The 11,379-nt window shown below is 52.4% G+C and carries 11 protein-coding genes; 9 read left to right on the top strand and 2 right to left on the bottom strand.

Features of this window, described 5'->3' with window-relative positions:
* Positions 1-201: 201 nt before the first annotated feature.
* Positions 202-858 (bottom strand): histidinol-phosphatase, encoded by a 657-nt coding sequence (locus tag INT19_RS09295; protein ID WP_038486032.1) that lies wholly within the window; start codon positions 856-858, stop codon positions 202-204.
* A gap of 189 nt (positions 859-1,047) precedes the next feature.
* Between INT19_RS09295 and INT19_RS09290 the strand changes: the two genes are divergently transcribed.
* Positions 1,048-1,545 (top strand): RNA pyrophosphohydrolase, encoded by a 498-nt coding sequence (locus INT19_RS09290; RefSeq protein WP_038486029.1) that lies wholly within the window; start codon positions 1,048-1,050, stop codon positions 1,543-1,545.
* A 140-nt stretch (positions 1,546-1,685) separates the two neighbouring features.
* A complete protein-coding gene (ptsP, locus tag INT19_RS09285) occupies positions 1,686-3,947 on the top strand; it encodes a phosphoenolpyruvate--protein phosphotransferase (RefSeq protein WP_193060541.1) in 2,262 nt (753 codons plus the stop codon).
* Here the strand turns inward: ptsP and INT19_RS09280 are convergent.
* Positions 3,944-4,735 carry an NRDE family protein gene (locus INT19_RS09280; RefSeq protein WP_193060540.1) on the bottom strand — a complete coding sequence of 264 codons (792 nt, stop codon included), beginning with the start codon at positions 4,733-4,735 and terminating at the stop codon, positions 3,944-3,946. The two genes, ptsP and INT19_RS09280, sit on opposite strands and share 4 nt — an antisense overlap.
* A gap of 167 nt (positions 4,736-4,902) precedes the next feature.
* Between INT19_RS09280 and INT19_RS09275 the strand changes: the two genes are divergently transcribed.
* The 7 genes from INT19_RS09275 to INT19_RS09245 all read left to right on the top strand — a co-directional run bounded on the left by INT19_RS09275 (position 4,903) and on the right by INT19_RS09245 (position 11,254).
* Positions 4,903-6,069: a response regulator gene (locus tag INT19_RS09275; protein WP_193060539.1), complete on the top strand. Its 1,167-nt coding sequence runs from the start codon at positions 4,903-4,905 to the stop codon at positions 6,067-6,069.
* On the top strand, positions 6,066-6,863 hold the full coding sequence (locus tag INT19_RS09270) for a sulfite exporter TauE/SafE family protein (protein WP_193060538.1): 798 nt from the start codon (positions 6,066-6,068) through the stop codon (positions 6,861-6,863). The genes INT19_RS09275 and INT19_RS09270 overlap by 4 nt, the downstream gene beginning before the upstream one ends.
* 51 nt (positions 6,864-6,914) lie before the next feature.
* Entirely contained in the window at positions 6,915-7,703 is a 789-nt protein-coding gene (gene lgt / locus INT19_RS09265; protein WP_193060537.1) for a prolipoprotein diacylglyceryl transferase, read from the top strand.
* 93 nt (positions 7,704-7,796) lie between these two features.
* Positions 7,797-8,627, top strand: coding sequence for a thymidylate synthase (locus INT19_RS09260; protein ID WP_442311488.1), 831 nt, complete (start codon positions 7,797-7,799; stop codon positions 8,625-8,627).
* Entirely contained in the window at positions 8,624-9,163 is a 540-nt protein-coding gene (locus INT19_RS09255) for a dihydrofolate reductase (RefSeq protein ID WP_193060536.1), read from the top strand. Before INT19_RS09260 ends, INT19_RS09255 begins: the two co-directional genes overlap by 4 nt.
* Positions 9,164-9,185: 22 nt before the next feature.
* Positions 9,186-9,971, top strand: a complete 786-nt coding sequence (locus INT19_RS09250) for a ProQ/FINO family protein (RefSeq protein ID WP_193060535.1) — start codon at positions 9,186-9,188, stop codon at positions 9,969-9,971.
* A 263-nt stretch (positions 9,972-10,234) separates the two neighbouring features.
* Complete coding sequence (locus INT19_RS09245; RefSeq protein WP_193060534.1) at positions 10,235-11,254, top strand: porin; 1,020 nt, start codon at positions 10,235-10,237, stop codon at positions 11,252-11,254.
* The last annotated feature ends 125 nt before the right edge of the window (positions 11,255-11,379 follow it).

Below are 11,379 nucleotides of genomic sequence, written 5' to 3'. Positions count from 1 at the left end.
GCGCACTGACGCCGGAGTAGGGTGAGGAGGAGTCCATCCCATTGTGTAAGCGTCAGCGCACCCGCGGGGAAGTGCCATAGTCGCTCGCGGGTGCCTCATTTGCTCGTTCCTCGCAAGATGCTGCGTTACCGCGCGCTACGTTTGCAATGTACTGAATTAATGGGTTTGTAGCGCGGTGTAAGCGTCAGCGCACCCGCTGGCTCAATCTCGCAGGCTCATAATGCGCCATTGGCGTTCTTCGGCCACCTTGCGCAGGGTATCATCGGGGTCGACGGCAACCGGGTGTTCTACCTGTTCAAGTAAGGGAAGGTCGTTGTGAGAGTCGCTGTAAAACCATGCGCCATCCATGGTGAACTCTTGGCCCTCAAGCCATTGCTTTAAGCGAGTCACTTTGCCTTCGCGGTAGCTGGGTGTGCCCGCTACTCGGCCGGTATAGCGGCCGTCTACTATTTCTGGGTCAACTGCAATCAAGTCGTCCACGCCCAAACGATTAGCGATGGGGGCAGTAATAAAGCGATTAGTGGCGGTGATGATCAGTAACGTATCGCCTTTCGTGCGGTGCCGAGCCAGCAGCTCTTCTGCTTTAGGCAAGATATTCGGCTCGATTTTGCTGACCATAAACTGCTGATGCCAAGCGGCTAACTGTTCCGGCGTATTTTCAGCCAGTGGCTTCAATGCCATTTCCAAAAAAGCCGCCATGTCTAACGTGCCCGCATTGTAATCCGCCATAAAGCGCTCATTGGCCTCGCGGTAGGCAACTGGGTCAACTGCCCCCTGTTCGAGCAAAAACTCGCCCCAGGCATGATCGCTGTCGATGGATATCAGCGTATTATCCAGATCGAAAATGGCCAGACTCACGGCGCTCCCCTTATGGTGTTGGTTAATTGTGCTGCTCGTTAGCTCAGTACTGAACGTCAGTAACGGTTTGCAAAGCGGCGGATTATCGCAGAGTCACCATGGTTTAACCACTTAGGGTGATATTGTATTGATACGCTTGTCTCCCTTGTGGAAAAATGGGGACAACTGAAAATTTATAAGGTGATGTCCGTGATCGACGCTGACGGCTTTCGCCCCAATGTTGGCATCATTATTGCCAACAGCCAGGGGCAGCTGCTTTGGGCGCGTCGTGTAGGGCAAAACGCGTGGCAGTTTCCCCAGGGAGGCATCAAGGCAAACGAAACACCACATCAAGCGCTTTTTCGTGAGCTTTTTGAGGAGATCGGTCTAACCGCCGATGATGTCGATATTGTCGCCTGTACCCGGGGATGGCTGCGCTACCGTCTGCCACGACGCATGATTCGCACCCACTCGCGGCCGGTTTGTATCGGCCAGAAGCAGAAGTGGTTTTTACTCAAGATTCGCTGCCAAGAAAACCGAATCTGTATGACGGCAACGCCTAAACCCGAGTTCGATGGTTGGCGGTGGGTAAGTTACTGGTATCCACTGGGGCAAGTGGTGCCGTTCAAACGAGAGGTATATCGGCGCGCGCTACGGGAGCTCTCTCCTCGCGTTCAGCGCTTGGCGCAACAAGATCACGATGGATAACGTGCGCTCCACTGTTCTAGGAAGCTGTTCTAGGTAAACTGTTCAAAAGAAACAGTTCAAAGGCGACGCTTCGAAGGACATAGTGACAGTTGGCCGAAAATCCCTCAGCGAGGCAAATAATAGTGAATAGGAAAACGTCCATGCTTGAGGTGCTGCGACGCGTTATTCAAGAAGTGAATGGCGCACGGAACCTCGACGCCGCGCTGTCAACGATGGTACGCCGCATACGAAAGGCCATGCAGACGGATGTGTGCTCCTTCTATTTATACGATAAGGAGCTCGAGTCGCTTGTATTGATGGAGACGATTGGCCTTCGCACGCAAGCGGTAGGCCGCGTTGTGCTACCGCTAGGCGAAGGTTTGGTAGGTCTAGTGGCTAAGCGCAGCGAACCGCTTAATTTAGAAGATGCGCAAAGCCACCCTCACTTTCGTTATTTTGAAGCAACTGGCGAAGAGCGTTACTCAAGCTTCTTAGGGGTGCCGATTATCCATCAGCGCCTCATGCTGGGCGTTTTGGTCGTACAGCAAGCTGAAAAACGTCAGTACGACGACGAAGATGAAGCTTTTCTGGTCACTATGGCTGCTCAGTTGGCAGGTGTGCTGGCTCACGCACTCGCTACCGGTAACCTTGCTCGCCCTGCGCTGCCGGGTGGCCAAGCTATGTTTAAAGGCGTGGCGGCTTCTCCAGGAATGGCGATGGGGGAAGCGGTAGTGATTACGCCGCCCGCTGACCTAAACAGCGTGCCTGACCTTATTCCCAGCGATCAAGACTATGAAGTCGCACGGCTAAAAGAAGCCATTGGCAAAACACGCGATGAAATCCGCGCAGCGGCAGAGCGCTTGGTTAACCGTATTTCTTCCCAAGAGCTGGCGTTATTCGACGTTTACCAGCAAATGCTTGGCGAAGCGGCGCTCTCTGAAGAAGTGGAAAAGCGTATTCGTGAAGGGCAGTGGGCACCTGGTGCGTTAGCCGATGTCGTGCGCCGCCATGTGCAATACCTTGAACGCGTAGACGACGATTATTTACGTGAGCGTGCGGCGGATATTCGCGATCTTGGTCGTCGTGTGTTGGCTCATCTGCAAGAAGACACGCCTTCGACCCCAGAAACCTACCCAGAAAACGCCATTTTAGTAGGTGATGAAATCAGCGTTGCCATGTTGGGAGAGGTGCCAAGGGACAAGCTAAAGGGCTTGGTATCCGTACGTGGTTCGAGTACCTCGCATGTTGCTATTGTTGCTCGGGCTATGGGGATTCCGACGGTGCTTGGGATGATGGATCTCCCGCTGCCGCGCTTAAATGGCGCCCCGGTAGTGATTGATGGCCACCGAGGGCGATTGTTTGTGCGGCCAGCGCCAGAGCTAAGAACTCGCTACGAAAGCTTGATTGCTGAAGAAGCAGCACTGAGTGAGTTGCTGGAGCACGAACAAGACCTGCCCAGCGAAACACCGGATGGCCATGCCATGCCGCTGATGGTAAATACCGGGCTGGCGGTTGATGCCTCAGCATTGCTGAAAAGCCGAATCGGCGGCGTAGGCCTATACCGCACCGAAGTGCCGTTTATGATTACTGAGCGCTTCCCCGGTGAGAAAGAACAAATGCGTATGTACCGAGAGCAGTTAGAGGGCTTTGCGCCACTACCGGTAGTCATGCGAACGCTGGATATCGGTGGCGATAAAGACCTTCCCTATTTTCCCATTGAGGAAGCTAATCCATTCTTGGGTTGGCGGGGAATGCGGGTAACCCTCGATCACCCAGAAGTATTGATGGTACAGCTGCGTGCGATGCTGAAAGCATCGCATGACTTGAATAATCTCTATGTGCTCTTCCCGATGATTACCAATGTGGAAGAGGTGGATGAAGCGATTCGTCTGCTGGATCGTGCCATTTTAGAGTTAGGCGAAGAAGGTATTGACGTCAAACGGCCTAAAGTGGGCGTTATGATTGAGGTACCTGCCACTATTTATCAAATGGATGCGCTGGCGAAGCGGGTCGATTTCTTCTCGGTGGGTAGTAACGACCTTACGCAATATTTGCTAGCGGTGGATCGTAACAATCCTCGCGTATCTAGCCTGTACGATGCGTTGCACCCGGCGCTGCTGGGGGCGCTGCAAGAACTCGCCCAGGATGCCACTCGGCTAGAAAAGCCTATATCGCTTTGCGGGGAATTAGCGGGTGACCCTGCTGGTGCGCTGCTACTAATGGCCATGGGATTCACCAGCCTGTCTATGAATGCTCCTAGTCTGCCTAGAGTGCGGGCCGCTATCCGCCGAGTGCCGATGCACGATGCACAAACGCTGCTTAAAGAGATCATGGACCTGGATACTCCAGCATTAGTACATGAGCATCTTAATCAGCGTATGGATGAGTGGCAGCTTTCACACTTAATGCCGCCGCGAGATTAGTGCTGGGGCTGGTATAGAGACTGGGGGCGTGGTGCTATCAATGTGGTTTCTCCCTCAAAACGACCGAGTGGTCCAAACCGCTGTTCGGTTATCTCCACTTCTCCCCGGTTGTTTAGCGTTAGCCAAGTGGTTGCACGAGTGCCGTAGTGTTCGCCAACAATAAATGCGGAGGAGAGCTGGCGCTCCAGCGTTAAGCCGACACCCGTATCGGGTAGCTGCTCATCAGGTGCGGTTTGAGGGTTATGCAGCGCAAATTGCGTCGCGGCCTGCCACTGTTCGTCATTACTATTTAACAAGGCGGCGCGAACCAGATTTAATTTTGGCCAGGGGGTATTCAGGGTTGCATTTGACAAGCCATGTACTCCCGGGGGCACGCTATTAAGCGCTACCCCATGACGGCCACGGTGCAGGTGCCACATGCGGTGTTGTGTCGCAACCAAAAGATTAAATCCGGCATAACGATGTGCGGTCGTGCGCTCCTGTGTTTTAAGCCATGCTTCCACATCGTCACTTTGTAAAACGCTAGCAACAAGTTCGCCTCGGCTCGGCGCGTTAGTGGGTGTCGCCAGGTCGGGGTCACGCACATTGGTCAGCGCTGCAACAACGCCTTGTGAATTGGCGGCTAGCCACGTACCCCCGGCTTCCAAGTCGCGCCCTCCCAGTAAGGCGGTGTGTTCTCCCCAGTGAGCAAGAGGTGCAGTAGGCCGCTGATGGAATTCATCTCGGTTGCCTGCCAAGCGTAATGGTATTGACGAGCCAGGGGACCAAGAGAAGGTGATTAAACACATAAGTAAGGCTCACGAATAGTAACAGGACCTCAATCAGTCAGTGTGGCATGGCAGTATTGAGGCGTAGACATACACTTAACATTAATATAAATATGCTCAGCCATGCTATGACTGCCAACATGTTAAGGCGAAATGTTTAAAAAGCCACCTAGGAAGGCGCACACACTATGCAATGCTATCAGCGAGAGCACTTCTGGAATGGGATTGTCTGGCCTGTTCTGTGGCCTCTTTTACTCATTCAGGCGGCCTTGGTACTGCTTTGTGTGCTGGTAGGGCTGGTGGTCTGGGGGCTCTCCCCCAGCCAAACATCGTGGAGTACCACTCTGTGGTTGACCCTCGCGTTGCTACTAGGCAGCTGTTTGAACGTCGGTGTTTTTTTGATGCTGGTTAAGAGTCGCGCAAAGCAAAAAGACACCCGTTTCATGCAAGAGTTGGCTGAGTTAGAGCGCCATGCCGCCACATTGGTTAATCGAAAAGCGGGGCAGGCTCCTTCAAAGGCGAAAGGTATCGGTGAGGAGCTACCACTTAAGCGCTTAGCAATGGTCAATCAGCTGTTAGCAGACGTCATTCGTGCAGGTGAGGATGTCCAGCACCTAGCTTCTTCAAGCGGGCCATTCCGACCCGATCAAACCTTGCTTGATGACCTTCATCACCAGCAAAAACAGTTGAAGCACCTCATTGCTGGACGCGACCGTGCGCGGGAAGAGTCACGCTTGAAGTCTGGTTATCTAACGTTACTTCAGCGCGAAGCCGACAATCTGTTTGATCATTTGAGCGATATGTTACAGATGGATAATTCAGAAACATGTCACAAGAATATTACTCACGTGCGAGAGCGACTCGCGGATATGCGCGCACTGCTTACTAATTTTGTTCAGCAAAGTGCTAATGAAACAGATGCTTATGAGCAGCCGCTTCCAGCTTCTGAGCGCAAACTACGTATCTTGGTAGTTGACGATGGCCCTGTTAATTTAATGCTTGCGCGCCAAATGCTCGAAACCCAGGGGTTTCATGTAGACGGCGTCAGTAGTGGTGAGCAGGCTTTAGACTGCCAGCAAACGGTTTTTTATGATCTCGTGTTTATGGATATTTTTATGCCAACCTTAGACGGGCTAGAAGCCGCACGCCGCTGGCGAAACTTTGAGCGTCATAGTGGCAGTCAGCGGCGCAGTGTTTTGATTGCTCTCACCGCGAACGTTGATAATGCTGGTCATGGCGCTTATAACGCCGCAGGAATGGATGACGTACTAGCCAAGCCCTATAAACCTGAAACACTGCTCAGCATGATTAGCAAATGGGTTCCTGCCGCGAATAGTCAGGTGCAAAATAAATGACAATATTGAGTATTTTGGCAGGGTATTTGTTGCTAGGCGCAGTGGCAGGCACCATGGCTGGTTTGTTTGGAGTAGGGGGCGGTTTAATCATTGTGCCTGCGCTTGTCTTTGCATTTGGCCTGCAAGGGGTTGCTCCTGACATCATCATGCATCTTGCGGTAGGCACCTCCCTGGCAACAATTGTAATCACAGGGGCTTCGTCAGCATTAGGGCACTACCGGAAAGGCAGTATTCATAAGCCATGGTTCATGGCGTTGTTGCCCGGACTTATGTTGGGAGCCATCGGGGGGGTATTTATTGCTGGCAACCTTTCTGGCACCGTTTTGGGAACATTATTCGGGGTGTTCGTATTGCTGTTGGCAACCAAAATGATTGTTGGCCTTTCGCCAAAGCCAGGCAGTACGCCACCGGGAAAAGTTTCGATGACCATTGCCGGCGGCGTAGTGGGGGCCATATCAGCACTGTTTGGTATCGGAGGAGGCACAATGACAGTGCCTTGGCTTTCACGGTGTGGTGCAAGCATGACCCAAGCGGTGGGAACCTCTGCGGCGTGTGGCTTACCAATAGCGGCGGTTGGGGCGTTAACGTTTATTGTTGTAGGGTGGGGGAATCCGCTTCTTCCCCAGTGGGCGACAGGCTTTATCCTTTGGCCAGCCTTTATTGGAATTGTGCTAACAAGCGTTCCCTTTGCGCGGCTTGGCGTACGCTTGGCCCATATTCTCCCTGCCAACGTGCTTAGGTTTTCATTTGCAACGCTGTTGGCCGTGGTGGGTTTGCGCTTCATATTGGCGTAATTCACTGATGCCACACTGCTGTTCTCTTTCTGTTTGCTTTAGAGATTCTCGATGATTAATTATCCAACGATCGATCCGGTAGCGATTTCACTTGGCCCGCTGCAGGTTCATTGGTACGGCTTAATGTATGTGGTGGGGTTTGTGGCGGCATGGTGGCTAGGATGCAAGCGGGCACCACGTATTGGGCTTACAAAAGATGATATCGGTGATTTGCTTTTTTACTGCGCCATTGGTGTGGTGGTGGGGGGGCGATTAGGGTACGCACTGTTTTACGGCCTAGGGCAGTGGACGGCTGACCCGCTATGGGTGTTCCGCGTATGGGATGGCGGCATGAGTTTCCATGGCGGTTTATTAGGGGTGCTGCTTGCGGCATGGCTATTTGCACGTCGTAAACAACTGGCGTTTTTCACCCTCGCCGACTTCATCGCCCCGTTGGTACCCATTGGTTTAGGCGCTGGGCGAATTGGTAATTTTATCAATCATGAGTTGCCGGGCGGGGTAACGTCACTACCGTGGGGCATGCCATTTCCTGGTATGGGGCCAGAGCCGCGCCACCCTTCAGCGCTTTACGAAGCCTTTCTGGAGGGTGTCGTGCTGTTTGCCATTCTGTGGTGGGTATCTGCCAAGCCGCGCGCCAGAGGGCTGGTCTCGGGTTTGTTCCTGTTAGGCTACGGCGTTTTCCGCTTTATGGTTGAATTTGTACGTATGCCGGATGCCCACATTGGCTACCTCGCCTTTGGCTGGTTCACCATGGGAATGCTGCTCACGCTTCCGATGATCGCGTTAGGCCTCGTTTTTATCGCCTGGTCGCGTAATCAACCTATTGATGCCAAGTTGTGAAGAGTGAAGAGTGAGTGGCAGGAATGCTTCTGGCTGCCTGATGCTTACGCGTATAGAATATCTACCCAAATTGATTTTTAATCTGGAATTTCCGTGACTGCAATAACGCCCATGCCGAAAGAAGCGCTAGAACAGCCGTATCTCGACCTAATGCGCACCGTGATGGAGCAAGGCGTTGATCGGAATGATCGCACTGGTGTTGGTACACGCTCAGTGTTTGGTCATCAAATGCGTTTCGACCTCTCCCGTGGTTTTCCGCTGCTAACCACAAAAAAGCTGCACCTGCGCTCTATTATTCATGAGCTGCTGTGGTTTCTTAAAGGTGATACCAATATCGGGTATCTCAAAGAGCATGGCGTACGCATCTGGGACGAGTGGGCCGATGAAAACGGTAATCTTGGTCCGGTCTATGGTTATCAGTGGCGCAGTTGGCCGAGCCCCAGTGGCGGTAGTGTCGACCAGATTGCTAAGGTGTTGGAGCAGATTCGTACGACGCCTCAGTCACGGCGACTGATTGTTTCAGCCTGGAATCCAGGTCAAGTTGATGAAATGAAATTGCCGCCTTGCCACTGTTTGTTCCAATTTTATGTGGCCAATGGGCGTCTCTCGTGTCAGCTTTACCAACGCAGTGCGGATATTTTCTTAGGTGTGCCGTTTAATATTGCAAGCTATGCGTTACTGCTCAGTATGGTGGCGCAGGTAACTGGCCTGGAGCCTGGCGAGTTTGTGCATACGTTGGGTGATGCCCATCTTTATAGCAATCACCTGGAGCAGGCTCAGTCGCAGTTGAGCCGCACGCCTAAAGCGCCGCCACGTTTGGTGCTTAACCCCCAGGTAACCAATTTGTTCGATTTCACCTTTGACGACATCAACATCGAAGAGTATGAATCGCACCCCCATATTAAAGCGGAGGTGGCAGTATGAGTCAGCAGCAACATGCTTATGACCCCCTGGTGCCGATAGCGATGATTGTGGCGATGGCCAAAAACCGAGTGATTGGGGTCGAGGGTAAGTTGCCTTGGTACCTGCCTGAAGATCTAAAGTTCTTCAAACGCATGACTCAAGCCAAGCCGCTTGTGATGGGGCGCAAAACCTACGCATCAATAGGTAAGCCACTGCCCAATCGGCTCAATATTGTAGTAACCCGTGATACAAACTTTGCCGCCGAAGGCGTGCGGATATGTCATGAACTACCAGCAGCATTGGCATTGGCTGACCAACAAGCCACCATTGAAGCCGCCGAAGAAATTATGGTGATGGGAGGGGGGGAGATTTATCGACAAGCGCTTCCTCATGCTCAGCGTCTCTATATCACTGAAGTGGATATTGATGTCGATGGTGATGCTGTTTTTCCCGAGCTCTCTATGGAAGAGTGGCAGGAAGTTCAGCGTGTCGCGGGCAAGCCAGCAGAAGGGCAGCCTCAATACGACTTTGTAGTCTATGAGCGGATCGCCGACTGATCAGCGCAAAGAGGGAGGGGGTATGGCCGCACCAGTACTGGATCTGCTAGAAACATTGGAAACGCACCTTGAGCAGACCAAAGCCGCACTGAACGCGTTGCGTGAAGAGAACGAAATGCTTAAACGGCAGTTGGCGAGCCAAGTGCCGCACACTCAGCCACCTTCGCAGCCGCTGCAAGGCCCGGCTCAGTGTGATGCATCTGCCGCTGAGCCGTCGGTGGCAGATGTGAAGCCTTCCGACTCACAAGTGATCAGCGAAGCCGCCGCCGCGGAAACAGCGCCACAGCCGCCTTCTCCTCAAGCGCTGTTGAACCAGTGGTATAAACGCTACCCGAACGCTTTTTTCACTGGCCATACTAAACCGCTGAAAGTGGGTATTCATCAAGATTTAGCCCAGCGAGAACTCTGGTCGGGTAAATTGATACGCCGAGCATTAGCTAACTATGTGAACCTGCCGCGCTATGTGAAATCCATGCGAGAAGGTGCTGAGCGAATTGACTTGGATGGCAATCCCGCAGGTAAAGTCGATAAAGAAGCGGCGCGACATGCTAGCGATCGTCGAAAAGATAAGTCAGGCAGCAATGCATCAAAGCAAGCACCGTCTTTAGATCATCGAAAACCGCAGCAATCATCAAGGCAGGCATCACAACAAACATCGAGACAAGCGCCAAAAGATGCTGTCCCCACGCCTGTAAAGGCGCATGAGCAGAGAGGGGAAGGTGAGAAGACGGAAGCATTTGAAACAACAAAGCCACTTAGCTTAGAGGATAAATTAAGAGGGCTTCAGCAAAAATTTACAGGCCGCTGAGACCAATCAGTTGCCCGTGGGTTCCTTAAAAAAATACAAATCGTAAAGAAACACTGTTTTTTTCTATTGCGTTCACTGGAATCCCAGTATAGAGTTTGACCTGCGAGCATTGGACTATAACAAGGCTTAGTTGAGGACATGCCGCATACCGCCGGGAAAAACCGGAGGATGGCATAAAGAGCATGGCCCGCAAGCCAGCTGCAGACTTCAAAATGAGTTTGCGGTAACGATCGAAACAGTAAGCTAGTTAAGGAACCTACATCATGAAAAAGACACTTTTAGCGACTGCTATCATTGGCGCCCTGGGTGCCTCTGCCGCCGCTCAAGCAGCTACCGTTTATGACCAAGATGGTACCAAGCTCGACGTCTATGGCCGTATCGCCATGGGTATCGCTGGTGGCGGTCCTGAGTACAACAAAATTGACAACGGCGCAGAATTCGTAGACGTCTACTCTCGTCTTGGCCTGCGCATGAGCCACGAAGTTAACTCTGACCTGACTGCTTTCGGTCGTTTAGAGTGGCGCTTCAAAGGTGACGAGCGTTACACCGAGTCTGGCTTCACTGAAATTCGTCAAAGCTACCTTGGCTTGCAGAGCAAGCAGTACGGTACTGTTCAAGCTGGTAACTTCGACAGCTTCTACAACCAGTTTGTCTCTCTGCCGTTCGATGTTTACATCGATCGTGGTCTAGAGTTCGCTGGTCATCCGAAGCAATCACGTGGCGACTCTATCGGTTACTACACGCCTGATCTTCAAGGCTGGACAGCCTTCCTGCAGTTGAAACACTACAGCACGCGTGGCCAGTTTGAGACTGGTAACAACGATCCTGATAGCGTAATTGCTGCCCAAGGTGGTGTGCGTTACGAGCAAGGTCCGGTTACTGTAGGTCTTGGTTTTGTTGACGACGTAGTACATGGCGGCGGCAATGGTGAAATCATGGGTGGCCTGATCGGTTCTTACGCCATCAATGACCAGTTCTCTGCTCGTTTAGGTTATGAAGGCCGTGAAAACAGCGACGTTCGTGGCGGCGGCTACGACACTGTAGGTCTGGGTGGTACTTACACCACTGGTCCTTGGGCGTTTACTGCTGACTACTACAACGTAGATCGTGACGTGGACGACAGCAATGCATGGGCGTTTGGTTCTTACTACAACGTTTCCAGCAACTTCGACGTTTTCCTAGAGCTGGCTGACGGCGATGCGCCGACTGTTAATCGTGATGTTACCCTTGGTGACTTGACCGACGAAGTATACTACCTGACAGGCGCGCGTTACCACTTCTAAGCCTGGCTTTATGCCATGCTTAGCAGGTAACCCCTGTAAGTAGAAATAGAACCGGCCTCATTACGAGGCCGGTTTTTTTTGTGGTGCGCCAGGCATGGCGCGCAGCGCCTTAACAGGCGCTATTC

The organism is Halomonas sp. 3A7M, from assembly GCF_014897875.1.
Lineage (GTDB): Bacteria > Pseudomonadota > Gammaproteobacteria > Pseudomonadales > Halomonadaceae > Vreelandella.
Note: the sequence above shows the minus strand (reverse complement) of the source record. Positions and strands in the feature narration are given on the sequence as shown.

Coding starts and splice junctions, on each gene's coding strand:
- lgt (WP_193060537.1), top strand. CDS start 6,915: ATGATTAATTATCCAACGATCGATCCGGTAGCGATTTCACTTGGCCCG.
- ptsP (WP_193060541.1), top strand. CDS start 1,686: ATGCTTGAGGTGCTGCGACGCGTTATTCAAGAAGTGAATGGCGCACGG.
- INT19_RS09275 (WP_193060539.1), top strand. CDS start 4,903: ATGCAATGCTATCAGCGAGAGCACTTCTGGAATGGGATTGTCTGGCCT.
- INT19_RS09270 (WP_193060538.1), top strand. CDS start 6,066: ATGACAATATTGAGTATTTTGGCAGGGTATTTGTTGCTAGGCGCAGTG.
- INT19_RS09250 (WP_193060535.1), top strand. CDS start 9,186: ATGGCCGCACCAGTACTGGATCTGCTAGAAACATTGGAAACGCACCTT.
- INT19_RS09245 (WP_193060534.1), top strand. CDS start 10,235: ATGAAAAAGACACTTTTAGCGACTGCTATCATTGGCGCCCTGGGTGCC.
- INT19_RS09255 (WP_193060536.1), top strand. CDS start 8,624: ATGAGTCAGCAGCAACATGCTTATGACCCCCTGGTGCCGATAGCGATG.
- INT19_RS09280 (WP_193060540.1), bottom strand. CDS start 4,735: ATGTGTTTAATCACCTTCTCTTGGTCCCCTGGCTCGTCAATACCATTA.